Source organism: Paracoccus marinus (genome assembly GCF_007018965.1).
Classification (GTDB): Bacteria; Pseudomonadota; Alphaproteobacteria; order Rhodobacterales; family Rhodobacteraceae; genus Paracoccus; species Paracoccus marinus.
In genome coordinates this window covers 67634-94032 of sequence record NZ_VJYZ01000018.1, presented here as the reverse complement: position 1 = coordinate 94032, position 26399 = coordinate 67634, and the positions used below count along the sequence as shown (strand labels likewise).

Annotated in this window: 30 protein-coding genes and 1 tRNA gene; 11 read left to right on the top strand and 20 right to left on the bottom strand. The window is 70.4% G+C overall.

Features of this window, described 5'->3' with window-relative positions; translation table 11 throughout:
• Window positions 1-70 precede the first annotated feature (70 nt).
• The 4 genes from FNF32_RS09495 to guaB all read right to left on the bottom strand — a co-directional run bounded on the left by FNF32_RS09495 (window position 71) and on the right by guaB (window position 5614).
• A complete protein-coding gene (locus FNF32_RS09495; protein WP_185961912.1) occupies window positions 71-1513 on the bottom strand; it encodes an O-antigen ligase family protein in 1443 nt (480 codons plus the stop codon).
• Between the two features lie 238 nt (window positions 1514-1751).
• On the bottom strand, window positions 1752-2645 hold the full coding sequence (locus FNF32_RS09490; protein ID WP_131674808.1) for a polysaccharide deacetylase family protein: 894 nt from the start codon (window positions 2643-2645) through the stop codon (window positions 1752-1754).
• 273 nt (window positions 2646-2918) lie between these two features.
• Window positions 2919-3983, bottom strand: a complete 1065-nt coding sequence (locus FNF32_RS15625; RefSeq protein WP_131674807.1) for a glycosyltransferase — start codon at window positions 3981-3983, stop codon at window positions 2919-2921.
• Window positions 3984-4165: 182 nt separating this feature from the next.
• Window positions 4166-5614, bottom strand: coding sequence for an IMP dehydrogenase (guaB, locus tag FNF32_RS09480; protein WP_131674806.1), 1449 nt, complete (start codon window positions 5612-5614; stop codon window positions 4166-4168).
• 260 nt (window positions 5615-5874) lie between these two features.
• On the opposite strand from guaB, the gene FNF32_RS09475 reads away from it, so the two are divergent.
• On the top strand, window positions 5875-7011 hold the full coding sequence (locus tag FNF32_RS09475) for an OmpP1/FadL family transporter (protein ID WP_143796613.1): 1137 nt from the start codon (window positions 5875-5877) through the stop codon (window positions 7009-7011).
• A 100-nt stretch (window positions 7012-7111) separates the two neighbouring features.
• Here FNF32_RS09475 and FNF32_RS09470 read toward each other — a convergent pair whose 3' ends face one another.
• The 10 genes from FNF32_RS09470 to FNF32_RS09425 form a co-directional block, all read right to left on the bottom strand.
• The gene (locus FNF32_RS09470) at window positions 7112-7654 is read right to left on the bottom strand and encodes a DsbE family thiol:disulfide interchange protein (RefSeq protein WP_131674804.1); all 543 of its coding nucleotides are present in this window, start codon (window positions 7652-7654) and stop codon (window positions 7112-7114) included.
• Window positions 7647-7793, bottom strand: coding sequence for a heme exporter protein CcmD (ccmD, locus tag FNF32_RS09465; RefSeq protein ID WP_131674803.1), 147 nt, complete (start codon window positions 7791-7793; stop codon window positions 7647-7649). The genes FNF32_RS09470 and ccmD overlap by 8 nt, the downstream gene beginning before the upstream one ends.
• A gap of 10 nt (window positions 7794-7803) precedes the next feature.
• Entirely contained in the window at window positions 7804-8529 is a 726-nt protein-coding gene (locus FNF32_RS09460; RefSeq protein ID WP_131674802.1) for a heme ABC transporter permease, read from the bottom strand.
• Between the two features lie 41 nt (window positions 8530-8570).
• A complete protein-coding gene (gene ccmB, locus FNF32_RS09455; protein WP_131674801.1) occupies window positions 8571-9227 on the bottom strand; it encodes a heme exporter protein CcmB in 657 nt (218 codons plus the stop codon).
• Between the two features lie 31 nt (window positions 9228-9258).
• Entirely contained in the window at window positions 9259-9903 is a 645-nt protein-coding gene (gene ccmA / locus FNF32_RS09450) for a heme ABC exporter ATP-binding protein CcmA (protein ID WP_131674800.1), read from the bottom strand.
• A gap of 3 nt (window positions 9904-9906) precedes the next feature.
• The gene (locus tag FNF32_RS09445) at window positions 9907-10260 is read right to left on the bottom strand and encodes an Mth938-like domain-containing protein (protein ID WP_131674799.1); all 354 of its coding nucleotides are present in this window, start codon (window positions 10258-10260) and stop codon (window positions 9907-9909) included.
• Complete coding sequence (gene secF, locus FNF32_RS09440) at window positions 10260-11255, bottom strand: protein translocase subunit SecF (RefSeq protein WP_131674798.1); 996 nt, start codon at window positions 11253-11255, stop codon at window positions 10260-10262. Before secF ends, FNF32_RS09445 begins: the two co-directional genes overlap by 1 nt.
• A 10-nt stretch (window positions 11256-11265) precedes the next feature.
• The gene (gene secD / locus FNF32_RS09435) at window positions 11266-12930 is read right to left on the bottom strand and encodes a protein translocase subunit SecD (RefSeq protein WP_131674797.1); all 1665 of its coding nucleotides are present in this window, start codon (window positions 12928-12930) and stop codon (window positions 11266-11268) included.
• 15 nt (window positions 12931-12945) lie between these two features.
• A complete protein-coding gene (yajC, locus tag FNF32_RS09430) occupies window positions 12946-13284 on the bottom strand; it encodes a preprotein translocase subunit YajC (protein WP_131674796.1) in 339 nt (112 codons plus the stop codon).
• Between the two features lie 408 nt (window positions 13285-13692).
• The gene (locus FNF32_RS09425; RefSeq protein WP_131674794.1) at window positions 13693-14553 is read right to left on the bottom strand and encodes a GlxA family transcriptional regulator; all 861 of its coding nucleotides are present in this window, start codon (window positions 14551-14553) and stop codon (window positions 13693-13695) included.
• Between the two features lie 106 nt (window positions 14554-14659).
• On the opposite strand from FNF32_RS09425, the gene FNF32_RS09420 reads away from it, so the two are divergent.
• Window positions 14660-15175, top strand: a complete 516-nt coding sequence (locus FNF32_RS09420) for an isochorismatase family protein (RefSeq protein ID WP_131674793.1) — start codon at window positions 14660-14662, stop codon at window positions 15173-15175.
• Between the two features lie 42 nt (window positions 15176-15217).
• Here the strand turns inward: FNF32_RS09420 and FNF32_RS09415 are convergent, their stop codons facing one another.
• The gene (locus FNF32_RS09415) at window positions 15218-16393 is read right to left on the bottom strand and encodes a M20 aminoacylase family protein (RefSeq protein WP_131674792.1); all 1176 of its coding nucleotides are present in this window, start codon (window positions 16391-16393) and stop codon (window positions 15218-15220) included.
• An 80-nt stretch (window positions 16394-16473) separates the two neighbouring features.
• Here FNF32_RS09415 and mazG point away from each other — a divergent pair, with 80 nt between their 5' ends.
• A complete protein-coding gene (gene mazG / locus FNF32_RS09410) occupies window positions 16474-17286 on the top strand; it encodes a nucleoside triphosphate pyrophosphohydrolase (protein ID WP_131674791.1) in 813 nt (270 codons plus the stop codon).
• A 10-nt stretch (window positions 17287-17296) separates the two neighbouring features.
• On the opposite strand, the gene FNF32_RS09405 is transcribed toward mazG, so the two are convergent.
• The gene (locus FNF32_RS09405; RefSeq protein ID WP_131674790.1) at window positions 17297-17845 is read right to left on the bottom strand and encodes a GNAT family N-acetyltransferase; all 549 of its coding nucleotides are present in this window, start codon (window positions 17843-17845) and stop codon (window positions 17297-17299) included.
• A 293-nt stretch (window positions 17846-18138) separates the two neighbouring features.
• A complete protein-coding gene (gene dusA / locus FNF32_RS09400) occupies window positions 18139-19170 on the bottom strand; it encodes a tRNA dihydrouridine(20/20a) synthase DusA (RefSeq protein WP_131674814.1) in 1032 nt (343 codons plus the stop codon).
• Between the two features lie 112 nt (window positions 19171-19282).
• Here dusA and FNF32_RS09395 point away from each other — a divergent pair, with 112 nt between their 5' ends.
• The 6 genes from FNF32_RS09395 (at window position 19283) to FNF32_RS09370 (ending at window position 23672) form a co-directional block, all read left to right on the top strand.
• Window positions 19283-19510 carry a DUF3072 domain-containing protein gene (locus FNF32_RS09395; RefSeq protein WP_131674789.1) on the top strand — a complete coding sequence of 76 codons (228 nt, stop codon included), beginning with the start codon at window positions 19283-19285 and terminating at the stop codon, window positions 19508-19510.
• Window positions 19511-19610: 100 nt separating this feature from the next.
• Complete coding sequence (locus tag FNF32_RS09390) at window positions 19611-19979, top strand: HesB/IscA family protein (protein ID WP_131674788.1); 369 nt, start codon at window positions 19611-19613, stop codon at window positions 19977-19979.
• 119 nt (window positions 19980-20098) lie between these two features.
• Window positions 20099-20833 carry a triose-phosphate isomerase gene (tpiA, locus tag FNF32_RS09385; protein WP_131674787.1) on the top strand — a complete coding sequence of 245 codons (735 nt, stop codon included), beginning with the start codon at window positions 20099-20101 and terminating at the stop codon, window positions 20831-20833.
• A gap of 86 nt (window positions 20834-20919) precedes the next feature.
• The gene (locus tag FNF32_RS09380) at window positions 20920-21735 is read left to right on the top strand and encodes a glycosyl transferase (protein WP_131674786.1); all 816 of its coding nucleotides are present in this window, start codon (window positions 20920-20922) and stop codon (window positions 21733-21735) included.
• Complete coding sequence (locus FNF32_RS09375) at window positions 21723-22235, top strand: hypothetical protein (protein ID WP_131674785.1); 513 nt, start codon at window positions 21723-21725, stop codon at window positions 22233-22235. Before FNF32_RS09380 ends, FNF32_RS09375 begins: the two co-directional genes overlap by 13 nt.
• Window positions 22236-22385: 150 nt before the next feature.
• Window positions 22386-23672 (top strand): homoserine dehydrogenase, encoded by a 1287-nt coding sequence (locus FNF32_RS09370; protein ID WP_131674784.1) that lies wholly within the window; start codon window positions 22386-22388, stop codon window positions 23670-23672.
• Window positions 23673-23681: 9 nt separating this feature from the next.
• Here the strand turns inward: FNF32_RS09370 and FNF32_RS09365 are convergent, their stop codons facing one another.
• Both FNF32_RS09365 and FNF32_RS09360 read right to left on the bottom strand, forming a co-directional pair.
• Window positions 23682-24392, bottom strand: a complete 711-nt coding sequence (locus FNF32_RS09365; RefSeq protein ID WP_131674783.1) for a GntR family transcriptional regulator — start codon at window positions 24390-24392, stop codon at window positions 23682-23684.
• Window positions 24393-24422: 30 nt separating this feature from the next.
• On the bottom strand, window positions 24423-25139 hold the full coding sequence (locus tag FNF32_RS09360; protein ID WP_246087763.1) for a M48 family metallopeptidase: 717 nt from the start codon (window positions 25137-25139) through the stop codon (window positions 24423-24425).
• Window positions 25140-25271: 132 nt separating this feature from the next.
• Here FNF32_RS09360 and FNF32_RS09355 point away from each other — a divergent pair, with 132 nt between their 5' ends.
• Window positions 25272-25589, top strand: coding sequence for a TIGR02300 family protein (locus FNF32_RS09355; protein WP_131673041.1), 318 nt, complete (start codon window positions 25272-25274; stop codon window positions 25587-25589).
• 181 nt (window positions 25590-25770) lie between these two features.
• Window positions 25771-25846 (top strand) — tRNA-Ala (locus tag FNF32_RS09350).
• Between the two features lie 96 nt (window positions 25847-25942).
• Here FNF32_RS09350 and FNF32_RS09345 read toward each other — a convergent pair.
• Complete coding sequence (locus tag FNF32_RS09345) at window positions 25943-26335, bottom strand: hypothetical protein (protein ID WP_131673030.1); 393 nt, start codon at window positions 26333-26335, stop codon at window positions 25943-25945.
• Window positions 26336-26399 lie beyond the last annotated feature (64 nt).

Genomic DNA, 26399 nt, shown 5'->3' with positions numbered 1-26399 from the left:
TCTTACCCGCTCGGCGCCAAAGGCTCAACACGCGAGTGTCCGGCGACGTCGCGGCAAGCAACGCGGGCGATTACCCGTCGCGGCGGATCGGCCTGCGGGCGCGGGGCCACTGGTTGCTCGAAGGCGCGTGGATCGAGGCGGGCCAGCTTGGCCGGTTGCCGCGCCCCGCGGCGGCGGCGAACGAGCCTGCCCGACCCGCCCGTCCGTAAGCGGCCCGGGGCATCCGGTCCACGGCGCGCGCGGCCTGTCTGAACCCGGCCGCGTGGCAGATCGCCACGATGGTGATGATCGACGAGAAGTCGAACTGGAAGAAAAACACCAGCTCGACCTGCATCAGCACGAACTGCCGCACCATGAACAGCGCAAAGAAGATGGAACCCGCGCCGGGACTGCGGATGGTCCATGACAGCATCGCCCAGAGCGCGCCGTAAAACAGCACCGCCTGGATCGTGATGCCGATCAGCCCGATCTCGACCGCGTTCGAGATGAGGGTGTTGTGAAAGTTGAACCCCGTGCGGGTCTCGATCCCGAACTCGGCCCACAGCTGCTCGGCCAGCTGGTTTCCCACCACCCAGAACGCCTGGTAGCCGGTGCCGGCAAACGGATGGCGCGCGATCTCGCCGAAGGCGGTCGCCCACAGCTCGGTGCGGCCGGTCAGGGTCAGGTCCTTTCCGGTCGCGCTGAGAAACGCCTGCGACAGCTCGTCGAACATGCCGGTAAGGATCACCGTCACGACCGCGACCAGCAGCGTCGCCAGCGCCACGACCGCCAGCCGCACCGGCCCGTCGAGCCTGCGCAGCACGTAAAGCAGGCCGAACACGCCCACCGTGCCGCCGACCGCAAGGATCGCGCCGGTGGACTTGGCCATCAAAAGCAGCATTCCGCCCGCGGCAAGGCCCGCCAGCGCCAGCACCCGCCACAGCCGCGTGGCGCGCCGGTCGAACAGCACCGCGACCGCCGCGATCACGAGGATCCCGCTTGCCGCCGCCAGCGCGTTCTTGCTGGCGTAGATCCCCAGATACCCGCCGCCGTCGCCCCGCGACCGGCCCGTGGCGAAGCTGGCGAGCGATGCCATCAGCTGCGCCACGAGCACCAGCTTGACGAAGATCGCAGGCGGCAGCCGGTCCGCGAGCGTGATCCCGATCATCACCGTCAGCAGAAGCTGGACCCCGTAGCGCACGGTGACGCCCGGGTAATCGGACCACGTGAACGAACACAGGCACCACAGCGCCAGCGCCACGATCAGCCAGTTGCGCCCCATCGCGGCGATGGTGGCACCGGGCCGCATCGCGATCAGGCCGGCGCCCGCCAGCAGGAACACCAGTGCGCCCTTGGACCCCAGCATCGGCAGCAGCGCCGCGCCGAGAAGGCACAGGAACCCCACGACGACCGTGGGCGAATAGGTCAGGACGAACCCCGGGCGACGAGCAGACGGGTGTGCGGGCGGATACGCGGCCGGGCGCGCAGCCGGGCGCGCGGCACGGGGGAACCGCGCCGCATCCGTCGTCTGCATGTCGCCAAGGCTTGCCATCGGTCCTCGTATCCGCCGCGCCGCGCGCGAAAGGCGCACGGGGGTTCATATGGGGGGATCATATCGGAAGGGCGCAACGCGATCGCCCCTGCCCTGCCGTGCCGGTCCCGCGCCGCCCGTGGTCGGCCCGCGAACCCGGCCATTCGTCACGCGCGCCCTTATGCCGCCACCGGCGGCCCTGAGCAACGCGCCACCCGTCAGGCCCGCGCCATTCCGCCTGTCACCGCGCCAACGGTCGGCAAAGCGCCCGCCCTAGACCACCAGTCCCCAAACCACCTGCCGCCAGACCACCTGCCGCCAGACCGCCGGCCGCCAGACCGCGCCCGTCGGCCAGCCCTTCAAGCCGCGTTTCTGCCTGCGGCTCGCGCGGGCGGGCCAGCGCGAGGTCCAGCGCCTCGGCGACCGGCAGCACGGCCGCCCCGGCGGCTATGGCGTGGTCCACCACGCCCGCAAGCGCGCCGGGGTCGGTCCCGTAGCGCGAATGATCCTCGGTCACGTCGTGGGTCAGGAAGATGAGCCACGCCTTGCGCCGGACGGCGAGGTCGATCCAGTCGCGCGCGGAACGCCGGACGAGGATATGCGGCTCAAGGCTGACACAGCGCAGCAGCGCCAGGTCGATGTGCCCCTCGTTCAGCCCCGGCCAGATGCCCCGGCTGGCCGCGAACCAGCGTCCCGCGTGGCGTTTCACCCGCGGGCTGACATCGCCATAGGGATAGGCGTGGGTCCGCAGCGGCTTGGTGTGGCCCAGCAGCGCAAGGTGATCGCGGTTCGCCTCGAACTCGGTGAGGATGCGATCCTCGGTCTCGCGCGCGAGCCAGGGGTGGGTGGCTGAATGGCACCCGATCTCGTGCCCCCGTTCGGACAGGCGGGCAAGATCCTCGGCATCGTATTGCCGCACGCCGTTGACGACGCGGCCCATGTTCGACGCGGTGGCATAGAACGTGCCGCGCAGCCCGCGATCCTCGAGGATCCGCGCCCCGGTCGTGGCGGCACTTTTGGGGAAATCGTCGAAGCTGAAACTGACGACGGCGCGGTCGAGGAAAACGGGGGCGCTCCGCTGCGCGAACCGCCGGGCGGCGACATGGGCGAGCCGCCGCTTCAATGATCTTGTCATTCGACCATCTGCTTGAAAATGAGACTCGGAAACATGCGCCAGGCGATCTGCCGATGCTGGCCCTCGGGGCGATTCCTGTAAAGGAAAGCCGACCTGTCCTTTCGGACAGTATACAGGGCGACGTTTTTCAACCGCCGCGTGAGCGCGCTGCGGCACGGTCCATCCGCCACGACACGTTCGCGGCAGCGGGATCGGGCCGGTTTTCCTGCCGATCGGCGCCGGGCGAGCGCAGGCAGCCCCCCACAACCCGCCCCTCGCCTGACGACAGCGGCGCTACCGGCGCGCGGGTGCGTTCGCGAAGATCGACAGCAGCTTGTCCACCTGCGCGTGCCGGTCCATGTCGGGTCGGGCTGAAAAGTCGCGGGCGGCGCGCGAGGTGGCCTGGTAATAGGCCTCGTCGTGCCACAGCTTGCGGACCGCAGCCGCCCATTCGTCGGCGGGCGCCGCAGGGTCGATCAGCACCCCGCCCGGCCCCACCGCCTCGGGCAGGCCGCCGCGATCGGATGCGACGACGGGGATGCCGCTGAACTGCGGCTCGACCGCGATGCGGCCGAACGCTTCTTCCCACTGGCTGGGGGCCAGCACGATCCGCGCCTTGCCATAGACCGACTTCATGTCGCCGGTGGACGGCTTCAGCGTCACGTTGGGCAGCGCCGCCAAGCGTTCCATCAGCCGGGCCTTGTCGTCGGGTTCCAGCATCCAACCCGCGACGAAGACGAACGGTATCTCGGGGCAGCGTTCGGCGACGCCCAGCGCGATCTCCAGCCCCTTTCGGGGGTGGGGGTTGATGAAGGTGACGTTCTCGCGCGTCGTCTCGGTCTGGTATGTCTCGCGCCGGATCAGGGGATAGACCACGTCGGCGTGGATCCCGAACAGCTCGCGAAAGCGGCCGGCGGTGAAGTTCGAGTTGGCGACGTAGCCCACGTTCCTGAGCGTATCCAGACTGCCGCCCAGATCCTCGATCTCGGCGTTGCGCAGGTAGATCACGACGCGGGTATCCACCCCGTCGAGCGCCTGCGCGATCTTCACCGGAAACAGCGACTGCGGCACCACCACGTCGGCCCCCACGCGGCGGGCCACGTCCGCCGCGACTTCCCACGGGAACCAGGCGCGGTAGACCGGGTAGCCGAGCGTCCGGTCCACGACATAGCCGCGCCGGTTCAGCTTGAGCTTGACCCGGCTCACGACGCCCAGGCGGCCCTTGCCGGTCAGCCCCGACAACACGCTGACCTCGTGCCCGCGCGCCGCGAACTCACGCGCGAGGTCGTTGATGCTGGACTGCGCGCCCCCGACCATCTGGGGAATATAGGGGTGGGCGTTGGCAAGCAGGATCTTCATCGGGTTCTCGACCTATGGGCGGGACGGGTGACGGGATGCGCGGCCTGCGCCGTCCACGGGCCGCGCCTTGCTGTCTGCCTTATCTAGTCTGTCCTTCTGATGACAGCCGCGCGCCACCCACGGCCGGAAATCCGCCGATCGAGGCGCCACGCCGGCCATCGCGGGCGGCGGCCGCCCGGCGGTCACCCCAGCCGGTAGTTCGGGCTTTCCCGCGTGATCTGCACGTCGTGGACGTGGCTTTCCTTCAGCCCCGCGCCGGTGATGCGGACGAACTCGCAGCCCCGGCGCATCTGGTCGATCGTGGCGTTGCCGGTGTAGCCCATCGCGGCGCGCAGGCCGCCGACCATCTGGTGGATGACCGCCGCCGCCGTGCCCTTGTAGGGCACCTGCCCCTCGATCCCCTCGGGGACCAGCTTGTCCGACGCCGCGTCCTTCTGGAAATAGCGGTCGGCGGACCCGCGCGCCATCGCGCCCAGGCTGCCCATGCCGCGATAGGACTTGAACGACCGGCCCTGGTACAGGATCACCTCGCCCGGGCTTTCGTCGGTGCCGGCGATGGCGCTGCCGACCATCGCGCAGCTTGCCCCGGCCGCGATCGCCTTGGCGAAGTCGCCCGAATACTTGATGCCGCCGTCGGCGATGACCGGCACGTCGCCCGCGCCCGCGACCGCGTCCATGATCGCCGTCAGCTGCGGCACGCCCACGCCCGCCACGATCCGCGTCGTGCAGATCGAGCCGGGGCCGATCCCGACCTTGACCGCGTCCGCGCCCGCATCGACCAGCGCCCGCGCCGCGGCGGCGGTCGCCACGTTGCCCGCGCAGACCTGCACGTCGGGATGTTCGGCCTTGAGCCGGGCCACGGCGCGCGCGACCCCTTCGGAATGGCCGTGCGCGGTGTCGATCACCACCAGGTCCACGCCCGCGTCCACCAGCGCAAGGCTGCGCTCGTGCCCGTCGTCGCCCACGGTCGATGCGGCGGCGACGCGCAGGCGGCCCTTGTGGTCCTTGCAGGCGAGCGGGTTCAGAACCGACCTTTCGCTGTCCTTCAGCGTCAGAAGGCCGGTCAGGTGGCCGCGCTCGTCGGTGACCAGCAGCTTTTCGATGCGGCGCGCCTTCATCAGGCTCAGCGCCTCGGCCCGGTCGGCGGGCTCGCGCAGCACGGCGAGGTTGTCGGCGGTCATCATCGTGCGGACGGGGGTCGCGTCGTCGCTGGCGAAGCGCATGTCGCGGTTGGTGACGATGCCAAGGATCCGGCCCTCTTCGTCCACCACCGGAAAGCCGGTGACGTTGTAGCGGTCCTGCAGCGCCTTCGCATCGGCCAGGGTCTGGTCGGGGCGCAGGGTGATGGGGTTGTAGACGATTCCGCTTTCGAACCGCTTGACGCGCCGCACCTCGTCCGACTGCGCCTGGGTGGACAGGTTGCGGTGGATCACGCCGATCCCGCCCGCCTGCGCCATGGCGATCGCCATCCGGCTTTCCGTCACGGTATCCATCGCGGAACTGACCAGCGGGATGTTGAGCGCGATCCTTGCCGTCAGGCGCGTCGCCACGTCGGCGGTGGACGGCAGCACGCTGGACGCGGCCGGCACGAGAAGGACGTCGTCGAAGGTCAGCGCCTCGCGAATCTGCATGGGAATCGATCCTGTCAGAGCTTCGTTTGGCAAGTCCCCCTGTCACGCATCCCGGGCGAAGTCCAGCGGACAGGCGGGCGCCCCGCCGCGCCGCGCCGCTCCTCGCTGGCGATGCGCGCCGCGCGCCGCGCGCGGGCGTTGCGGGCGCGCCACGACAACGGCGGCAAGAAGACGCCGACGTTGCGTCATGTTTGCTTCACGTTTCTTTGCGCGCCACAGTCCGCATGAGACCCGCCTGTCGGCGGAGGGGAGGGACAACAATGAAAAAGACACTTACGGCCTCGGCCGTTCTGATGCTGGGTGCCGCGCCGCTGATGGCGGGCGGGATCGAGCGGGCGCCGCAATCGCTCGGCGCGCTGTTCGAGCCGGGCAACTACGTCGAGCTGAGCTTCGGCAAGGTGAACCCGGACGTGTCGGGCCGTGACGTGGCGATCTTCGGCGGCCGCGACACCGGCGGCGTGGCCGACGACTATGGCTTCGTTGGCTTCGCCTACAAGCAGCAGCTGCAGGACAACCTGTCGGTCGCGTTCATCGTCGAACAGCCCTACGGCACGGACATCAAATATCCGGTCGGCGAGTCCGTCGCACTGGGCGGCACCTCGGCCGAGGTCAACTCGACCACCTACACGGCCCTGCTGCGCTACACGATGGACAACGGTTTCGGGGTCCACGGCGGTCTGCGCGGGTCGCGCGTGGATGCCGAGGTGAACCTGCGTGGCCTCGCCTACGGCCCGATCAGCGGCTACAACCTCAAGGTCGATGACGATTGGGCCGCGGGCTACGTCGTCGGCGTCAGCTACGAAAAGCCCGAGATCGCGGCGCGCGTCTCGCTCACCTACAACTCGGACATCGAGCATGAGTTCGATACCCGCGAAAGCCTCAGTGGCTTCCCGCTGGGTGGCGAATCGCGCACCAAGGTCCACACCCCGCGCAGCTGGAACCTTGAAGGCCAGACCGGCGTCGCGCCGGGCACGCTGGTGTTCGGCTCGATCCGCTGGGTGAAGTGGTCCGAGTTCAAGGTGAACCCCGCCGTCTTCGTCGCCGCCCCGCCCGCGGGCTTCGGCATCTCGGACGGTCTCGTGGACCTGGAAGACACCACGACCTTCACGCTGGGTGTCGGCCGCAAGTTCACCGACAACTGGTCGGGCGCAGCCTCGTTCTCGTACGAAAAGGCCGAGGACGACGACCTGGTGTCGCCGCTCGCGCCCACGAACGGGCGCAAGGGCATCTCGCTGGCCGCGATCTACACGCAGGACAAGTTCAAGGTCACGACCGGCATCAGCTACTTCAAGCTGGGCGACGCGTCCGCCGAAACCGGCACGCCCGACACCGCGCGCGCCGAGATGGAGGACAACCACGCCCTCGGCGTCGGCGTGAAGATCGGCTACACCTTCTGATCCGACCGGACCCGAACGACATCACGCAAAGGCCCCGCAAACGCGGGGCCTTCTGCGTTGCGGGGTCGCGCGCGGCGATCGCCTGCGCCGGACCGGCCGTTCACTGTGCGGCCAGCGCCTTTTCCAGCTCGGGGCGGAACCGGTTTTCGTAGTCGGCTCCGACAAGGGGCCCGGCGTGGCGGTAAAGGATGCGGCCCTGCGCGTCGACGATGAAGGTTTCCGGCGGGGCCGTCACGCCCCAGTCGATCGCCGCCCGCCCCTGCGGGTCCGTCGCCAAGGCGCCAAAGGGATTGCCATGCTCGTCCAGGAACCGCTGCGCCGCGGGCGCCGGGTCCTTCAGGTCCACGCCCAGCACCGGCAGGCCGGATTGCGCGAGCGCGGTAAGCGTCGGATGTTCGGCCCGGCAGGGCGGGCACCAGCTGGCCCAGTAGTTCACCAGCTTGACGCCCGGCGCGCGCAGATCGGCGTCGGTCAGCTGCCGCGCGCCCTCCAGCGTCGTCTGCGGCAGCGCGGGCGCGGGCCGGCCGATCAGGGCCGATGGCAGGTCGTCGGGGTTCTCGCGCCCCATGCCCCACAGGAACATCGCGGCGATGCCCGCGAACAGCACCGGCGGCAGCAGGGCGAGCGGCGGGATCCTAGCCACGGCGGCGTTCCACCCGGTCCAGGTCGCGCCGCGCCCGCGCCCCAGCGACCAGCGTCTGAACGACCAGCGCGGCCAGCAGGACGGCGGCCACGCCCCATGCCGACAGGACGGGGACGGCGTGTTTGCCAAGTTCGATCATGCAACCTCCTTCACGGGCGCGCCTCGCGCGCGATCAGGGCGGCGGTGCGGCGGCGGCGGATCTCGGTCCGGGTGCGGGCAAGGACGAGCGCCAGGAACAACAGGAAGAACGCCAGCATGCACAGATACAGCGGCTGCTTGTAGACCGGCGCCATCCGCTCCCCCGCCCGCACCGACAGGGACGCGCCCTGGTGCAGGCCCTGGTTCCAGAACAGCGCGGCGTAGCGCGACAAGAGCGCAAAGACCGACCCCACGAGGCACAGGACCGAGGTGAGGTCGGCGGCGCTGTCGGGGTCCTCGACGGCGGACCACAGCGCGATGTAGCCCACGTAGAACAGGAACAGGACGAGGAAGCTTGTCAGCCGCGGGTCCCATTCCCACCACGATCCCCACATCGGCTGCCCCCAGATCGCCCCGGTGACAAGGGCGATCACGGTCATCACGGCGCCCACCGGCGCGGCGGCGCGGGCGGCCAGCGCGCTGACGTGGTGGCGGCGGACGATCCATATCAGCGACGCGACCAGCATCATCATCCAGGCGTTGATCGCCATCATCGCGGCGGGGACGTGGACGAACATGATCTTGACCGTCGCGCCCTGCCGGTAGTCGGGCGGGGTGGCAAAGCCCCAGCCCAGCCCCGCGACCAGCGCGACGGCGGCCGCGGCCGACAGCCACGGCAGAACCGCGCCCGACAGGCGCATGAACTTAACGGGGTTGGCGTATTCCCACAGCGACATGGTCGTCCCTTATCCGCGCGCGTGGCCGGGGTGAAGCCCGCTCACCTCAGATTGACCCGCAGCGCCGCGGCGGCCGCGAACGGGATCGCCGCGACCACCGCCAGCGTGATCCCCGCCAGCAGCGCAAGCGGCGTCGCGGGGTCCTGCCCCGCCGCGCCCAGCCGCACCGTCTCGGCCCCGAAGATCAGGGTCGGGATGTAAAGCGGCAGGACCAGCGCCGACAGCAGCAGCCCGCCCCGGCGCACGCCCACGGTCAGCGCCGCGCCGAACGCGCCCAGCATCGACAGCGCAGGCGTCCCCAGCGCCAGCGACGTAAGCAGCCAAGGCAGCGCCGGCGTGGGCAGGTGCAGCAGCAGCCCGAACAGCGGCGCCGCGACCACCAGCGGCAGCCCGGTCGTGACCCAGTGCGCGGCCGCCTTGGCCAGCACCACGCCTTCCAGCGGCAGGGGGGCGGTGGCGAGAAGGTCCAGGCTCCCATCCTCCCCGTCCAGGGCGAAGATGCGGTCGAGGGACAGAAGGCAGGCCAGAAGCGCGCCGACCCACATGATGCCGGGCGCGATCCGCGACAGGATGTCGCCCCCCGCGCCCACGCCGAACGGGACCAGCGTGCAGACGATCAGGAAGAAGGCGAGGCCAAGGCCCACGCCCCCGCCCGCGCGGAAGGCAAGCCGCAGGTCGCGCAGGAACACGGCCTTCATGGATGGTGCCGCCGGCTGGACGGGGCGGGCCTCACCCGAACGCCTCGTCGAAGCTTGCCGGGGCGCGGCCAGCCGGCCGGGCGGGGTCGGCGCGATACGGGGTCAGGTCCAGCACCGCCGCCTCGGGCAGCCCGAGGTCCACGTGGGTCGCGATCAGCGCGGCCCCGCCGCAGGCCAGATGCGCCCGGACGGCGGACGCGAACAGCAGGACGGACGCCGCGTCCAGCGACACCGTCGGCTCGTCCAGCACCCACAGCGGCCGTCCGGTGACCAGAAGCCGCGCAAGCCCCAGCCGCCGTCTTTGCCCCGCCGACAGCATCGCCGCCGGACGGTCGGCAAGATCGCCGAGGTCCAGCGCGCGCAGCGCCGCATCGACTTGCGCGCGCCCCGCCCCGAACAGCTGTGCCCAGAACGCCAGGTTTTCGGCCACGGTCAGCGCGCCCTTCAGCCCGTCCGCGTGGCCCGCATAGGCCACGCTGTCGGGGACAAGGTCGATCCGCCCCTCGACCGGGTCTTGCAGCCCGGCGACGGTCCGCAGCAGCGTCGTCTTGCCGATCCCGTTCGGGCCACGCAGGATCAGGGCCGCGCCGGGGTCCAGCTGGAACGACACCCCTTCGACCGCGCGCCGCCCGCCGCGTGCGACGGCGAGCATCGTGACCGTCAGCAGCGGCGCCATGGGTCAGACCGGGATCAGGGCGCAGGCCACGCGCCGCCCCTCGGCCAGCGTCACGTTGTAGCTGCGCGCCGCCGACGGGCTCGACATCGCCTCGACCATCAGGCCCGCGTCCTGCAGCCGCCCGGCCAGATCGCCCGGCAGCCGCGCGATGTCCGCGCCCATGCCCACGAACAGCAGATCGATCTCGGCCGCGAGATCAAGCAGCGCCGCGGTGTCGTCAAGCCCGCCCCAGGCGCGGACCGCCTGCGCGGTCGCGATCACCGGGCCACGGTGAACCTGTCCGCCTATGCGGAAGAACCCCGGACCATAGCCGTCCAGCGACAGCGCCCCGCCGAAATCGGTCGGGTTCATCGGCATCAGGGCATGTCCTTGAAGGGCGTCCCCGCAAGCTCGTCCTTCTCGCCCGGCGCGGCCTTGGCGGGCTTCGACCAGTCGCGCTTGACGCCCAGCCACAGCACCACAGACTTGGCGAGATAGACGGTCGAATACGCGCCCACGATCACGCCCCAGATCATCGCGAAGACGAAGTTGCGGATCACGTCTCCGCCCAGCACCAGCATCGGGATCAGGGCGAGCAGCGTGGTCACCGCCGTCATGACCGTGCGCGACAGCGTCTCGTTCACGGTCAGGTTCATCACGTCGATCAGCGGCCGGGTCTTGAACTTGATGAGGTTCTCGCGAAGCCGGTCGAACACGACGACGGTGTCGTTGATCGAATACCCCAGGATCGTCAGCAGGGCCGCGATCGTGGTCAGGTCGAACCTCAGCTGGAACAGCGAGAAGATGCCCATCGTCAGCAGCACGTCGTGGACCAGCGCGGCGACGCCCCCCAGCGCGAACTGCCATTCGAACCGCAGCCAGATGTAGAACAGGATGCCAAGCGTCGCCGCGCCCACCGCGTAAAGCGCGGTCTTCAGCAGCTCGCCCGACACCTTGGGGCCGACCGATTCCACCGCGGCGAACCGCACCGCCGGATCGACCTGCTTCAGCGCCGCCTCGTATTCGTTCAGCTGTTCGGGCGTGACGGACCCGGCTTCGTTCGCAAGCCCGATGCGGATCTGCGCCACGTGCCGGTCGGGTCCGAAGGTCGGGTCGAACACCTCGGTGATGGACAGATCGCCCTGCACCACGGGTTCAAGGGCCGCGCGATACTCGCCCACCTCGAACGCGGTGCTGCTTTCGGCGCGGATGGTCGTGCCGCCCTTGAAATCAATGCCGAGGTTCAGCCCCATCGTGAAGATCAGGATCACCGACGCGACCATCGCCGCGATGGAGATGCCGGTGGTCAGCGCCTGCCAGCGAAAGAAGTTGATGCGGGTTTCGTCCGGGACGAGCTTGAGACGGAATGCCACGATATTCCCCTTACAGGACCAGCGTCTTGGGCTTGCGCCACTCGAGCCACAGCACGATCAGCAGCCGCGTCAGGAAAATCGCGGTGAACACCGAGGTCACGATCCCGATCGTCAGCGTCACGGCGAAGCCCTTGACCGGGCCGGAACCCAGGAAGAACATGACCAGCGCCGCGATAAAGGTCGTGACGTTCGCGTCGATGATCGCGCTCATCGCCTCGTTGAAGCCGTCGCTGATGGCGGCGACCACGCGCTTGCCGGCGCGCAGCTCCTCGCGGATGCGTTCGTAGATGATGACGTTGGCATCGACCGCGGTGCCGACCGTCAGCACGATCCCTGCGATCCCGGGCAGCGTGAGCGTGGCCCCGATCATCGACATGATCGACAGGATCAGGATCACGTTGACGATCACGGCGATCGACGCGAACACGCCGAACAGACCGTAGCTTGCCACGATATAGCCCACCACCAGCACCGTCGCCACCAGGGTGGCGAGCGTGCCGGCGTTGATGCTGTCCTGACCCAGTTCCGGGCCGATCGTCCGTTCCTCGAGGAAGGTCATTTCCGCGGGCAGCGCGCCCGCGCGCAGCAGGACGGCAAGCCGGTTCGATTCGTCCACGGTCATCGCGCCGGAGATCTGACCCTGACCGCCGGGGATCGGCTGTTTGATGTTGGGCGCGGAAATCACCTGGTCGTCCAACACGATGGCGAACAGCTGGCCCACGTTCGCGGCCGTATAGGCGCCGAAGCGGCGCGCACCATTGGGATTGAAGCGGAACTCGACCGCCGGCTGGCCGTCCTGGTCAAAGCTGGGCCGCGCGTCGGTCAGTTCCTCGCCGGTGACGACCGGGGTCTCGTCCAGAGTGTAATACACCCCCTCCTGCTCAAGCGACGGCAGCAGGATGTTGCCCGCGCCGGGCCGGGCGTTCGGGTCGACGCCCTGCCCCACGACCTGGTGGAAGGTCAGGCGCGCGGTCGTGCCGATCAGCTCCTTCAGCTCCTCGGCCGAGCCGATGCCGGGCACCTGGATCAGGATCCGGTCGGCGCCCTGGCGCTGGATGGTGGGTTCGCGGGTGCCGACCTCGTCCACGCGGCGGCGCACGATTTCCAGCGACTGCTGGATCGTCCGGTCGTCGGTCGCGGCGCGCTCCGCCTCGGACAGGCCGACGATCAGGTTCGCGCCGCTGGCGGTGATGTCGAGGTCGCTCGACCCCGCCCCCGACAGCGAGGCGACGGGCGTCGCCAGCGTGCGCGCGATCTCGACCGCGCGGGCCATCTGCGCGGGTTCGCCGATCTCGATGGTCAGGCGGTCCTCGGGGCCGGGCACGCGGCGGACCGCGCCGATCACGTCGCGTTCCTTCGCCAGCGCCTCGCGCAGTTCCGGCCACAGCGCGTTCATCCGCGACTTGTAGACCTCGGCCACGTGCACCTCGCCCAGAAGATGGGCGCCGCCGCGCAGGTCCAGGCCCAGGTTGACGAGGTTCGAGGGCAGGAAGTCCGGCCAGCTCTTGCGGGCCTCGGCCTGCTCGGGCGTCTCGAAGCCCGCGCGCTCGGCGGCGGTGACGGCGTCGTTATGCTGCTCGACCCGCCCGTAGAACAGGTTCGGCATCGCGAACAGAAGGCCGATCGCGACCAGACCCAGGATCAGGGCGCGCTTCCAGAAGGGGATTTGCAGCATGGCGCCGGTCTTTTCTCAGCTTTTGGCGGCGGGCGCGGCGGTCGCGGCCTGGCTCACGACCTGCGAGATCATGCCGCGCACGACGCGCACCCTGACGTTCTGCGCGATCTCGACGTCGACTTCGTCGTCGCGCACCGACACGACACGGCCGATGAGGCCGCCGTTGGTGATGATCTCGTCGCCCCTTTTCAGCGCGGCGACCATGTCGCGGTGCTGGCGCAGCTTGCGCTGCTGCGGGCGCAGGATCAGGAAATACATGATCGCGAACACCAGGATCAGCGGCACGAACTGAGCGAAGGCGGCAGCGCCCCCGGGGGCGGCGGTGGCCTGGGCGTAGGCGGGCGTCACGAACATCGGCGTTCCTTGGTCGGGGCCCCGCGCAGGGTCGGCGCAGCGGGCATGAGGGCAGGCGGAAGGCGGCGACCGGCGGCAAAGCCTCCGGCGGATTGGCGCGCAACCTAGCGACGGGGCGCGCGCTTGTCCAGAAAAGGGGTGGCGGGCGCCGCACCGGGCCCGCACCGCCCCCGCCGGCCGTGTCGAGCGCGCGGATGACCGGCGCGGCCGGGCCCGCGCCGGTCAGTCCCGTCGCTGGCGGGCGAGCCACTGGCTGGGCGCTCTCGGCGACGTTCACCACCGCCCTCCGCGCGCCGTGGCTGGCGCGCGCGGCCTTCGCTGTGGTCGCGTAGGTGGATTACGTCATAACGGCGGAGGTCGTCCCTCCGCCCCCCAAGGAGTCCCGGATGCGCCTGGTGCCGACCAGCGTCAGCTCCGGTCACGGCGCTGGTCGTGATTGAAAGTATCGTCGCTCCGCTTCTCCTTCAACGTTTCCTCAATCTCGTCCGGATCGAGACCGATCATGTCGCCGTATTGCATCCAGAACTCGATTTCTTCGTCGGCATAGTCCGGCTTTTCGTCGCGGCTGGCGACCGGTTTGAACTTGGGCCGCGCCGGCGCACCTGCGCCGGTGCCCATCATCACCGGCCTTTCCCCGGCGCCCGGCTCGGGCGGCAGTACACCGTGATAATCCACGGGACGCGCGACCAGCTGCGGGTGCGCCCCGGACCGCTGCGGCGCCACGACCAGATAGCGGGCAACCCGGTTCGCCTCGGTCGCGCCCGCGACGCGGGCCAGCAGATGCAGGCAGCAATCCAGCCCCGATGCGACGCCCGCCGAGGTGAGAACCGGCCCCTCGTCCACGAAGATCGCCCCCGGATCGACGGACACCGCCGGAAACCGCGCGGCGAAATCGTCGGCGCGGGCCCAGTGCGTCGTCGCGCGGCGCCCGTCCAGCAGGCCCGCCTGCGCCACGCCGAACGCGCCGAGGCAAAGCCCCGCCACCACCGCCCCCCGCGCGCCCGCGTGCCGCAGTTCGTCCACGATCGCGCCCGGCACCGGCTCGGCATGATTGCGCCAGCCCGGCAGGACGATCACGTCGGCGGTCCGCGCGGTTTCAAGCGAATGCGGCACCTCGATCGTCAGCCCCGCACCGGCCGCGACCCGGGGTTCGGCGGCGCAGACATCGACGCGGTGACCGGCGGCAAGGAACGGCTCGCCGAACACCGCCAGCGGAGTGGACAGCATGAAGGGGCTGATCCGGTCATAGGCGATGACTGCGACGCGCATTGGCCCGATCTACATGAAACTTGTCCGCAGGGCCACTACCACGCAGGCCCGAACCGCGACAAAAGTGGCCCATCGCAACCGGAATGCTGCATTGGGGCCACCGCGCATGAACCGCACTCTTCTCGTGATCGACATCCAGAACGATTATTTCCCCGGCGGACTGTTGCCCCTGTGGCAGGCCGAGGAGACCGAAGCGCGGATCGTCGCCGCGATCCACGCCGCCCGTGAACGCGGCGACGGGATCGTGCTGGTGCAGCACGTCTCGACCGCGCCCGCCGGGTTCATGGCGGCGGGCGGCAGCGGCGTCCTGATCCGCCAGGCGGTCCTGGACGCGGCGGGCGGCGCGCCGGTCGTGACCAAACACGTGGCCGACGCGTTTCAGGACACCGACCTTGCCAGCCACCTGCCGGGCTCGGGCGAGCTGCTGGTCTGCGGCATGATGACGCAGAACTGCGTGGTTTTCACCGCGATGTCGCGCGACGCAGACCCCTACAAGGTGCGCGTGGTGGGCGACCTTTGCACCGCGCCGACCGAGGTCGTCCACCGCATTGCGCTGAACGCGCTGCGGTCGAAGACGCGGTTGATGGACGCGGCCGACCTGGGCCGGGCCGACGCGGCCTGACCGGGCCGCGCTTGCCGCCTTTGCGCGGCCTCGCCGCGCCCCTCAGGCGCGCGCGGGCTGCGCGCGTTCCACCAGCCGGGCGAAGAAGCTCGCCCCCACCGGCGCGATCTCGTCGTTGAAGTCGTAGGCCGGGTGGTGCAGCCCGGCGCCCGGCCCCTGGCCCAGGAACAGATACGCGCCCGGGCGGGCCTGCAGCATGTAGCTGAAATCCTCGGCGCCCATCTCGCGCTCGCTTTCGCGGTTCACCTGGTCCTCGCCCGACACCTCGGCCGCGACGTCGGCGGCAAAGGCCGCGCGGTCGGCGTCGTTGATGGTCGCCGGATAGCCGCGGTCGAAGTCCAGTTCCGCCGTGACGCCATAGGCCGCAGCCTGCCCCGCGACGATCTCAGTCATCCGGCGTTCGACCATCTCGCGCACGTCCGGGTCGAAGCTGCGCACCGTGCCCTGCACGAAGGCGGTGTCCGGGATCACGTTGTCGGCCGAGCCGGAATGGATCTGCGTCACCGACACCACGAGATCCTGCATCGCGTAGTGGTTGCGGCTGACGATGGTCTGGATCGCCTGCACGATCCCCACGGCGGCGACCAGCGGGTCGGCCGTCTCGTGCGGCCTGGCCCCGTGCCCGCCCCGGCCTGCGATACGAATGTCGAAGGTATCGACCGCGGCCATGATCGCGCCCGGATTGGTCTCGAACCTGCCCGGCTCGACGTTGGGCGAGTTGTGGATGCCGAAGACCTGGGTGATCCCGAAGCGGTCCATGATCCCTTCGTCCACCATGACCTTGGCGCCGCCGCCCCCTTCCTCGGCCGGCTGGAAGATCAGCGCGACCCGGCCCGAAAAGTTGCGCGTCTCGGCCAGGTAGCGCGCGGCGCCCAGCAGCATCGTGGTGTGCCCGTCATGGCCGCAGGCGTGCATGACGCCCGCGTTCTTCGACGCATAGTCCTTGCCCGTCGTCTCGGCGATTGGCAGCGCGTCCATGTCGGCGCGCAGGCCGATGGTGGGGCCGTCCTCGCCCGCATCGCGCCCGTTGATGATCGCGACCATGCCGGTCTGCGCGATCCCCTCGTGCAGCTCGTCCACCCCGAACTCGCGCAGGCGCTCGGCCACGAAGGCGGCGGTCTGGGTCAGGTCGAACCGCAGTTCGGGGTGCTGGTGCAGGTGGCGCCGCCACGCGGTCATGTCTTCGGCGTAGCCGGCGATGCGGTTGAGGACGGGCATGATGGACTCTTTCGCAGGGTGCGTGTTTCGTGCGGCCATTCAGTCCCAACCGGGACGCATTGTCCATCGGGGGGCGGCGCATGTCCGACGCGACTGACGAAACCGGGCGGCTGATCGCCATCATGGCCGCGCTGCGCGATCCCGCGACCGGCTGTCCGTGGGATATCGAGCAGGACTTCGCGTCCATCGCCCCCTACACGATCGAGGAAGCCTACGAGGTCGCCGACGCGATCGAGCGCGAGGCGTGGGCCGAGCTGCCGGGGGAACTGGGCGACCTGCTGCTGCAGGTGGTGTTTCACGCGCAGATGGCGGCCGAGGCGGGGATGTTCGACTTCGCCGACGTGGCGCGGGCGATCTCGGACAAGCTGGTGAGCCGGCATCCGCACGTCTTCGGGGACGAAAACCGCGACAAGTCCGCCGCGCAGCAGGTGAAGGACTGGGAGGCGATCAAGGCGACCGAACGCGCCGCCAAGGCCGAGCGCGGCATGCTGGACGGCGTGGCGATGGGCCTGCCGGCGCTGACCCGCGCGGTGAAGCTGCAGAACCGCGCGGCGCGGGTCGGCTTCGACTGGCCGGCGACGGACCAGGTGCTCGACAAGCTGCGCGAGGAGACGACCGAGCTGGTCGCGGCAAAGGACGGCGGCGACCGCGCGCACATGGCCGAGGAACTGGGCGACCTGATGTTCGTGATGGCGAACCTCGCCCGCCACCTCGACATCGACCCCGAGGAGGCGCTGCGAGCGGCGAACGCCAAGTTCACCCGGCGGTTCCGGTCGATCGAGACGGCGCTGGCGGCGGACGGCCGCACGCCGCAGCAATCGACGCTGGAGGAGATGGACGCGCTGTGGGACGCGGCGAAGATCGCGGAGCGGGCGGCGGCGGCGCGGGCGTGACGGGGCCGGCTTACCGAGTGGCGGCGTAGACGAGCGAGTCCCCCGGCTGGTCCGACAGGTTGGGACGAACCATGTGCCGCTGCATAACCCCTTCCAGGACCAGCCCCGCATTCTCCAGCACCCGCGCCGAGGCGGTGTTTTCGGGGGCGCAGGTCGCCTCGACCCGCCGGACGGCCGGATGCGCCAGCGCGTGCCGGACGAGGCGGCGCAGCACCTCGGTCATGCAGCCCCGGCCCCACCAGCGGGCGGAAAGGACGTATCCGTAAACAACGGTATCCCCGGTCACCTCGGGGTGGATCATGCCGATGACCTCTCGCGCGCTTTCACGCGGCAGGATGACCATCGGAAAGCCGGTGCCGGCGGTCCATTTGGCCGCTGCGCGGACGAAAAAGGCGCGCGTCCCGTCCGGGTGCCGGTGCGTGCGCCAGGCCAGGTAAGGGGTGACGCGCGGGTCCGAGGCATAGGCGTCGAAAGCCGCGTGGGCGTTGTCCGGGCTGGCGCGGCGCAGCAGGAAGCGGTCGGTGGAGAGGTGATCGGGAAGGGAATAGGGCGGGGTCATGGTTGAAGGATAGCGGTGGCGGAAGGCTGCGCAACGGGGGGGGAACGCGCCGCCCGGCACCCACTCAGCGCCCCGCACGCATGGCTCCGAACCAATAATCCAGCCTTGCAACAGTCCTTCGATCCACCCCCCGGTCCGCCCAAAGCGGACCGGGACGCGCCCGCCCGCCCCAGGCGGGTGCGTTCGCACCCACGAGGCGGACGCGTTCCTCCGAAGTGCTGGCGTCACGGGACCGCATGGAAACGGGCTCGTGGCCCGTTTCCTTCAGCAGGACCGCCGCAGGGCACACCCGATCACGCCGCCATCGCCCCGTCCCGCACCGCCGCGAGCGCCGCGTCGTAGTCCGCGAGCGTCCCCGACGACCCCCGCTCCGAGAGGATCCGCTTCCATCCCCGCGCGCCGGGGCGGCCGTGGAACAGCCCCAGCATGTGCCGGGTGATCTGGTGCATCCGCCCCCCCTCGGCCAGATGGCGGGCGATCACCTCGCGCATTTCCTCGGCGACCTCCAGGGGCGACGCGAAGCGCGGTCCCTCGTCCCACAGCGCGTCGGCGTCGCCGAGCATGTCCCAGGGCTGGTGATAGGCGGCGCGCCCGACCATCACCCCGTCCATGTGCGAAAGCTGGTCGCGGACGGCGTCCACCGTCGCGATCCCGCCGTTGATCGACAGGTGCAGGTCCGGGAACGCCGCCTTCATCGCGTGGACCAGCGGATAGTCGAGCGGCGGCACCTCGCGGTTTTCCCTTGGCGACAGGCCCTGCAGCCACGCCTTGCGGGCATGGATCGTGACCCGCCGCACGCCCGCATCGCGCATCCGCGCAAGAAAGCCGGGCAGCACCTCGGCCGGGTCCTGGTCGTCCACCCCGATCCGGCACTTCACCGTGACCTCGACCGCGCTCGCCCGCGCCATCGCCGCCACGCAGTCCGCCACCAGGTCCGGCGACTTCATCAGCACCGCGCCAAAGCAGCCCGACTGCACCCGGTCGCTGGGGCAGCCGATGTTCAGGTTGATCTCGTCATAGCCCCAGTCGGCGGCGATTTGCACCGCCTGACGCAGTTCGGCCGGGTCCGACCCGCCAAGCTGCAGCGCGACGGGATGTTCGCCCGGTGCGAAGTCCAGAAGCCGCGCGCGGTCCCCGTGGACGATCGCGGCCGAGGTCACCATCTCGGTATAAAGCAGCGCCCGCCGGCTCAGCCGGCGGTGAAAACCGCGGCAGTGACGGTCGGTCCAGTCCATCATGGGCGCCACGGAAAGCCGCGCGGCATCGCGCACGGCGGCATCGCTTGCGGCGTTGGGCAGCGGCTGAACAGGGGAAGGGCGGGGCATCGTCATGCGCGCCATGTAGCAACTTTCCGGGCGGATCGCCACGTCCCGGCACAAAACGGGAACTTCGCCCCGGCGAAAGGGGTTCTGCCCGACACATTCAGGCGAGATCACCATGGCCGACGAACAGAACCCCAAGTCGCAGACGCCCGAGAACGGCAACACGGAAAAGGACCCCGACGACTGGGTCAGCGGCGACGACCCGATGACCGGCGCGCAGGCGTCGTACCTCAAGACGCTGAGCGAGCAGGCCGACGACCCCGACGCCTATGACGAGACGGTGAACAAGGCCGAGGCGTCGCGCCGGATCGACGCGCTGAAGGACAAGCTGGGGCTGGAATAGCCCCGCCCGATCCGCGCGACGGGCCCGTGGCTTGAGCCCGGGCCCGTGCGCCCCTATCTTGGCGGTCAGGCGCGCACGCCCCGACCCGAAAGGTCCGACCATGTTCTCGATCCCCGGCAAGTCCCCCGTCACCATCACCCCCGCGGCCGAGGCGCAGATCGCCCGGCTGATGACCGGCAAGGGCGCGGCGGGGTTGCGGATCGGCCTGAAGAAGGGCGGCTGCGCGGGAATGGAATACACGATGGAAATGGCCGACGTGCCCGCGCCCGGCGACGAGGTGGTGGAACAGGGAGCGGCCCGGGTCCTGATCGCGCCGACCGCGCAGATGTTCCTGTTCGGGACCGAGATCGACTACGAGACCGCGTTGCTGGACAGCGGCTTCCGGTTCCGCAACCCCAACGTCACCGACAGCTGCGGCTGCGGCGAATCGGTCAGCTTCGCCATTCCGCGCGGCACCGCCGACGCCTGACTGTCGCCTGACAGCCGCCCGACCGCGATCCGATCCCCGCTCACCCGCGGCTTCCCGGCTTGATCCACGCCGCCGTCCTCGCCTAAGCCGTTTTCACAACGGAACCGAAGGGATGGACCATGCGCAAGCTTGCCGCCGGCAACTGGAAGATGAACGGAACGCTGGCGTCGCTGGCCGAACTCGACGCGCTTCTGGGTGAGGATCGCGACTGCGAGGTCCTGATCTGCCCGCCCGCGACGCTGATCCACCCCATGGTCGCGCGGATTGCGGGCGCGGCGGTGGCGGTCGGCGGGCAGGACTGCCATGCCGACGCGAACGGCGCGCATACCGGCGACCTCGCCGCCGCGCAGCTGGCCGACGCAGGCGCGGAATACGTGATCGTGGGCCATTCCGAACGCCGCACCGACCATGCCGAGGATGACGCCACCGTCGCCGCCAAGGCGCAGGCCGCGCACAAGGCGGGCCTTACCGCGATCGTCTGCGTGGGCGAGACCGAGGCGCAGCGCGACGGCGGCGAGACGCTGGACGTGATCGCGCGCCAGCTTGCCGGCTCGATCCCCGACGGCGCCCGCGCCGGGAACACCGTCGTCGCCTACGAACCCGTCTGGGCCATCGGCACCGGCCGCACCCCCGACAGCGCCCAGATCGCCGAGGTCCATGCCGCGATCCGCGACGCGCTGACCGCGCGGTTCGCGGACGGCGCCGACTTCCGCCTGCTCTACGGCGGCAGCGTCAAGCCCGGCAACGCGGCCGAGATCTTCGCGATCCCGCATGTCAACGGCGCGCTGGTCGGCGGCGCGAGCCTCAAGGCGGCCGACTTCGGCCCGATCGTCGCGGCGCTCGACGCCGCGTAAGACGGGCGACCGGGATGGCGGCGGGCGGGTCACTTGCCGCTCCCGCCCATGCGTGAAAGGGTCGGCCCCAGAAGCACGAGGCAGGCATGACCGAGGCCAAGCAGATCATCTGCATCAAGTGGGGCACCAAGTTCGGCCCCGAATACGTCAACCGCCTGCACGGCATGATCGCGCGCAACATCACGCCGCCGTTCCGCCTGATCTGCTTCACCGACGACGGCAACGGGCTGCACGGCGACATCGTCGTGCGCCCCCTGCCCCGGTTCGACTACGAGCCGCCCAAGAACACCATCGGCAAATGGCCGAAATCGCGCCTGTGGGGGGACCTGGGCGACGTGACCGGCACGGTCCTGTTCCTGGACCTCGACGTCATCGTCACCGGCAACCTGGACGATTTCTTCACCTTCGGCGATCCCGACGACACGGTGCTGGCCACGAACCCCGCCCGCATCAAGCCGTTCGAGAAGCTGGGCCAGACCTCGGTCTACCGGATGCGGGTCGGCAAGCTCGCCGGGTTGCAGGACATCTTCCGCGCCGATCCGCAGGCTGTGGCCGACGAATACCGGTTCGAGCAGCGCTTCGTCACCCGCCGCGCGCCGGGCGGGGTCAAGTTCTGGCCCAAGGGATGGGTCGTCCATTTCCGCGCCGACTGCGTGCCCGCCTTTCCCCTGCGCTACTGGCGGACGCCGCAGGTGCCGGATGGCGCCAAGATCGTCATCTTCGCCGGCAGCCTGAACCCCCCCGACGCCATCGCCGGCCGGTGGAGCGAGGACGACACCCCCCGCGCCCCCCGCGACCACCTGCGCGCGGCCTTTGACGGGACGCGGCGCGAAAGCCTGTCGCGTCACCTGCGCCACTACGTCCGCCCCACCCCTTGGGTCGCCCGGCTGTGGCGCGACTGACCGCCGCGCCCTCGGCCTGGCAGCCGCTGCCGGACGCGATGGCGGCGGCGCTTGGCCGCACGATCGCCGCGTTCGGCCACCTGGAGGACATGCTGAAACGCGCGGTCTTCGCGCTGGAACGCGACGGCCTGCCGGGCGAGATCACGGAACGCGACTTTGCCGCCTGGCTGCGCCGGATGGAACATGTCGAGACGGATTCGCTGGGCAACCTGATCGAGCGGCTCGACCAGACGCTGCGGCGGGCGAACCACATGGACGCAGCGCTCGACGCCGAACTGGGCGAGATCAAGACCTGGCGCAACGTGCTGTGCCACGCGGCCTGGCACCCGACCCCCGCAGGCTGGGTGCCCGCGTTCTCGGGCAGCCGGGGCGAGGTCGTGGACAGCGCGCTCAGCGCCGCGGACCTGACGGCGCTGTGCGACCGCACGCTCGCTGCCGCGCAGCGGGTCGGGCGGGTGATCGAGGCGGCGCTGGTCGCCGACTGGAAGGGCAGCGACTGATCGGCGCGGCCGGGCGCGCGTCGAAAGCGCGGTGGGCGCACGCCTGCCTGCCCCGCCCCTCGTTGCAATCACCCGCGCGGGCAGGCTAACACCGATCGGACGCCCCCCAAACCCGCCCGACCCGCCCTTCTTCCCAGTCACGAGGCCCCCATGTCCGCCCCCCTCCGTCTCGGCATCGCCGGTCTTGGCACCGTCGGGATCGGCGTCGTCAAGATCATCCAGTCCCACGCCGACCTTCTGGCCGCGCGCTGCGGCCGCCCGGTCCAGATCACGGCCGTCTGCGCCCGCGACCGGCACCGCAACCGCGATGCGGACCTGTCGGATTTCGTCTGGGCCGACAGCGCGGCGGATCTCGCGCGGCGCGAGGACGTGGACGTGTTCGTCGAACTGATCGGCGGCGAGGAAGGGGTCGCGCGCGACGCCACCCTGATCGCGCTGGAAAGCGGCAAGGACGTGGTGACGGCGAACAAGGCGATGCTGGCCGTCCACGGGCAGGCGCTGGCCGAGCGGGCCGAGCAGCTGGGCCGGTCGCTGCGGTTCGAGGCGGCGGTGGCGGGCGGCATCCCGGTCATCAAGACGCTGACGGAAAGCCTTGCCGGCAACGCGATCCGCCGCGTCATGGGCGTGATGAACGGCACCTGCAACTACATCCTGACGCGGATGCAGTCGGCGGGCCTGCCCTACGACACCGTGTTCGAAGAGGCGCGCCAGCTCGGCTATCTCGAGGCCGATCCGACGCTGGACGTGGGCGGCATCGACGCCAGCCACAAGCTGGCCATCCTCGCCGCCATCGCATTCGGCACGAAACCCGCCTTCGACGGGGTCGAGATCGAGGGGATCGAGCGCGTCAGCATCGACGACATCAACCGCGCGGCCGACATGGGTTACCGCATCAAGCTGCTGGGCGTCGCGCAGATGACCGCGCGGGGGCTGGAACAGCGCATGTCGCCGTGCCTCGTCCCCTGCGACAGCCCGCTGGGCCAGCTGGAAGGCGGCACCAACATGGTCGTGATCGAAGGCGATGCCGTGGGCCAGCTGGTCCTGCGCGGCGCGGGCGCGGGACAGGGCCCGACCGCCAGCGCCGTCCTTTCCGACATCGTGGAAATCGCCCGCGGTGTGCGGCTGCCGGTGTTCGGCCAGCCCGCGACCGGCCTGCGCTCGGCCCATCCCGCGCGGACGGCGGTGCCCGCCGCCTATTACCTGCGGCTGACGCTGGCCGACAAGCCCGGCGCGCTCGCCAAGGTGGCGACGGTCCTGGGCGACGCGGGCATCTCGATCGACAGGATGCGGCAGTACGGTCACGCCAGCGGCGACGCGCCGGTGCTGATTGTGACCCACAAGACGACGCCCGACGCGATCGACTTCGCCATCGGCGCCCTGCCCCGCACCGGCGTCATCGTCGGCGAGCCGGTGGAGCTGCGGATCGAGGAGGTCTGACCGGACCGCTCAGCGCGGCGCGTCCTGGTTCATCAGGTGGCGCAGCCCTTGCGTCACGTCGGCGCGCACGGCAAGCCGCAGCCCTGGCTCGTCCCCCGCTCTGAGCGCGGCCAGGATCAGGCGGTGATGGCGCGGCGGCTCGTTCCGGCGCATCCGCTGATAGACGGCGCGCATTGTCGGCCCCAGCTGCAGCCAGATCGTTTCCAGCACAGCCAGCATCGCGGGCGCCTGCGCGCGCAGGTAAAGCGTCCGGTGAAACTCGAGGTTCAAGCGGATATAGCCGACCGCGTCGTGGTTCTGCGCCGCGTCGCCGAGCGAGGCGTTGATCGCCGCCAGCCGGTCGATCAACGCGAAATGCGCGCGCGGCAAGGCGCGTGACGCAAGCTCCGGCTCGATCAGGGCGCGCAGCGCGGCGAGTTCCTCGATCCGCTCGACCGACAGTTCCGGCGTGGCGACCCGGCCCGAACTGGACAGCGTCAGCGCGCCCTCGGCCACCAAGCGCCGCACAGCCTCGCGCGCGGGCGTCATGCTGACGCGGTGGTCGGCGGCGATGCCGCGCAAGGTCAGCGCCCGTCCCGGCGGCAGTTCCCCCAGCATGATCCGGCCGCGCAGCGCGCGATACACGCGCTCATGCGTCGCGGGCTGCGCGGGCGCGGTGGACGCCACGGATGCGGAGGACGCGGGCGGTGCCGGGGGTGCGGGGGTGCTGCGGTTCGCCATGCCCGACCTTGTGATCACAACCGCCCGGCGTCAAGCGCCGCCGGGTCCGTCCGACCGGAACGACCACGCCATCAGGTCGCCGCCGTTCCGGCGCAGCCATGCGCGGCGCGGGGCATAGTCCGGCATCAGCCCGGCGACCGCGGCCCAGAACCGAGGCGAATGGTCCATATGCGCGAGGTGCGCGACCTCGTGCGCGGCGACGTAGTCCAGCACCTCGGGCGGGGCCATCGCCAGCCGCCAGGAAAACATCAGCCGCCCGTCCTGCGTGCAGCTGCCCCAGCGCGACCGGGTGTCGCGCAGCGCGATGGCGGCAAAGGGCCGCCCCAGCGCCGCCGCATGGCGGTCGCAGGCGGCGGCGAGGCGATCGCGCGCCAGGTGCTTCAGCCACGCCTCGGCGACCCGGCCGGGGGCGCGCGCTTGCGGCAGCAGCAGCGCATCGCCGTCCACCCGCGCCGCGCGGACCGGCGCGGGCGACAGGATCAGCGCTCGCCCCTCGACCGGCAGCGCCGCCCCGAAAGCCGCGACCTGCGGCGCCGGCATCGCCGCCTGCGCGCCCCGGATCCAGCCCGCGCGCGACCGGGCAAAGGCCGCGCCATCTGCCTCGGACGCGCGGGGGGGCAGGGTCAGGACCACGGCGCCGTCGGCGCGCGACACCCGCAGCGTCATCCGCCGCGCCCGCAGGTTGCGGCGCAGCCTGACCGGGATGTCCCCGTCGATGGTGATGATCCGGTCGTCGCCCGATGCCACGCGCCCGCGTCCCCTCATGCCTTGCAGTGGCCGTCGCAGCCGTCGCGGACCTGCCCCGGAAACACTTTACACGTCCCGATGCGTATGGCAGGGGTCGTCGGATTTACCTGACACGGACAGAAAGACAAGACCATGCCCAAGGAAGAATGGGGCACCAAGCGCCTGTGCCCGCAGTGCTCGACCCGCTTCTACGACCTGCAGCACGACCCGATGACCTGCCCGTCCTGCGGCGCGGTCTATACCGTCGAGGCGCTGCAGAACGGCCGCACCCGCGCCATGATCGCCGAGAAAAGCGCGGCGCTCGACAACGACCAGGATGCCGTGCTGGACGACGAGGATCTGGACGAGGATTCGACCGAACTCGACGACGACCTGCTGGAAGACAACGATGACGACGGCGACGTGTCGCTGGACGACATCGCCGACGTGGCCGAGCCCGACGAGGACTGAGGCCGCAGCGCCCGCCGGGTCCCACCGACCAGCCGACAAGGAAAAGGGGCCCGCGCGGCCCCTTTTTGCATCCTGCCGCATGCGCGCGGCCCGACCCCGATTTTTCCGCTTGCAGGGGTCCGGCCCTGCCCATATACGACCCCCACGCGGGCGGTCGACACAGGCCACCCGGACCTCCGGTGGGGCCATAGCTCAGTTGGTAGAGCGCTTGAATGGCATTCAAGAGGTCAGGGGTTCGACTCCCCTTGGCTCCACCAAATCCATCTATTCTTTATGAGGCCGAAGCGCGCAGGCGCGGCGCGTCATCGTCCGCATGTCCGGCGGCGCTTGGCCGCCGGGGGTTGCGGCCACGCCTAGTACATCACCGTATAAAGCGTGATCGTCGTCGGGGCGCCGGGTTCCAGCGCGGCGCTGCCGCGGGCCAGCAAAAAGCCGTCCTCGCGTTCCAGCCGTGCGACCACCTGCGTCGCCGGGGCGTCCGAAGGTGCGGCCAGCGTGAAGGCGATCGTCCTGGAACCGCCGTCGCTTTCCACCTGGGTCGCCGCGGCGTCCGGGCGGCGTGCGCCCTTGGCGGCGGGGTCGTCGATGTAGATCTCGATCCGGCCCTTGGGGATCGCGGCGTCGTCGGCAAAGGCGACGGTGCCCTGGATGTCGGATGCTTCAGCCAAGTTCGTGCCTGCGATGGTTGTCAGGGCGGCGGTTGCGGCGGCCATCAGCATGGTCGCGCGGGGGCTCGTGCGCGTCATGTCCGCGTGTCCCTTTCGTTTGACGGGAACGGCGACCCCGCGGAACGGGATCGCCAGCTTTCGT

Coding starts and splice junctions, on each gene's coding strand:
- FNF32_RS15625 (WP_131674807.1), bottom strand. CDS start 3,983: ATGAAGATCCTGCTTGCCAACGCCCACCCCTATATTCCCCAGATGGTC.
- FNF32_RS09460 (WP_131674802.1), bottom strand. CDS start 8,529: ATGTCGCTGTGGGAATACGCCAACCCCGTTAAGTTCATGCGCCTGTCG.
- FNF32_RS09475 (WP_143796613.1), top strand. CDS start 5,875: ATGAAAAAGACACTTACGGCCTCGGCCGTTCTGATGCTGGGTGCCGCG.
- FNF32_RS09490 (WP_131674808.1), bottom strand. CDS start 2,645: ATGACAAGATCATTGAAGCGGCGGCTCGCCCATGTCGCCGCCCGGCGG.
- FNF32_RS09370 (WP_131674784.1), top strand. CDS start 22,386: ATGTCCGCCCCCCTCCGTCTCGGCATCGCCGGTCTTGGCACCGTCGGG.
- FNF32_RS09390 (WP_131674788.1), top strand. CDS start 19,611: ATGTTCTCGATCCCCGGCAAGTCCCCCGTCACCATCACCCCCGCGGCC.
- tpiA (WP_131674787.1), top strand. CDS start 20,099: ATGCGCAAGCTTGCCGCCGGCAACTGGAAGATGAACGGAACGCTGGCG.
- FNF32_RS09420 (WP_131674793.1), top strand. CDS start 14,660: ATGAACCGCACTCTTCTCGTGATCGACATCCAGAACGATTATTTCCCC.
- dusA (WP_131674814.1), bottom strand. CDS start 19,170: ATGCCCCGCCCTTCCCCTGTTCAGCCGCTGCCCAACGCCGCAAGCGAT.
- FNF32_RS09380 (WP_131674786.1), top strand. CDS start 20,920: ATGACCGAGGCCAAGCAGATCATCTGCATCAAGTGGGGCACCAAGTTC.
- ccmD (WP_131674803.1), bottom strand. CDS start 7,793: ATGATCGAACTTGGCAAACACGCCGTCCCCGTCCTGTCGGCATGGGGC.
- FNF32_RS09495 (WP_185961912.1), bottom strand. CDS start 1,513: ATGCAGACGACGGATGCGGCGCGGTTCCCCCGTGCCGCGCGCCCGGCT.
- FNF32_RS09345 (WP_131673030.1), bottom strand. CDS start 26,335: ATGACGCGCACGAGCCCCCGCGCGACCATGCTGATGGCCGCCGCAACC.
- FNF32_RS09415 (WP_131674792.1), bottom strand. CDS start 16,393: ATGCCCGTCCTCAACCGCATCGCCGGCTACGCCGAAGACATGACCGCG.
- ccmB (WP_131674801.1), bottom strand. CDS start 9,227: ATGAAGGCCGTGTTCCTGCGCGACCTGCGGCTTGCCTTCCGCGCGGGC.
- FNF32_RS09425 (WP_131674794.1), bottom strand. CDS start 14,553: ATGCGCGTCGCAGTCATCGCCTATGACCGGATCAGCCCCTTCATGCTG.
- FNF32_RS09405 (WP_131674790.1), bottom strand. CDS start 17,845: ATGACCCCGCCCTATTCCCTTCCCGATCACCTCTCCACCGACCGCTTC.
- mazG (WP_131674791.1), top strand. CDS start 16,474: ATGTCCGACGCGACTGACGAAACCGGGCGGCTGATCGCCATCATGGCC.
- secD (WP_131674797.1), bottom strand. CDS start 12,930: ATGCTGCAAATCCCCTTCTGGAAGCGCGCCCTGATCCTGGGTCTGGTC.
- guaB (WP_131674806.1), bottom strand. CDS start 5,614: ATGCAGATTCGCGAGGCGCTGACCTTCGACGACGTCCTTCTCGTGCCG.
- ccmA (WP_131674800.1), bottom strand. CDS start 9,903: ATGGCGCCGCTGCTGACGGTCACGATGCTCGCCGTCGCACGCGGCGGG.
- FNF32_RS09445 (WP_131674799.1), bottom strand. CDS start 10,260: ATGCCGATGAACCCGACCGATTTCGGCGGGGCGCTGTCGCTGGACGGC.
- FNF32_RS09365 (WP_131674783.1), bottom strand. CDS start 24,392: ATGGCGAACCGCAGCACCCCCGCACCCCCGGCACCGCCCGCGTCCTCC.
- FNF32_RS09355 (WP_131673041.1), top strand. CDS start 25,272: ATGCCCAAGGAAGAATGGGGCACCAAGCGCCTGTGCCCGCAGTGCTCG.
- FNF32_RS09395 (WP_131674789.1), top strand. CDS start 19,283: ATGGCCGACGAACAGAACCCCAAGTCGCAGACGCCCGAGAACGGCAAC.
- yajC (WP_131674796.1), bottom strand. CDS start 13,284: ATGTTCGTGACGCCCGCCTACGCCCAGGCCACCGCCGCCCCCGGGGGC.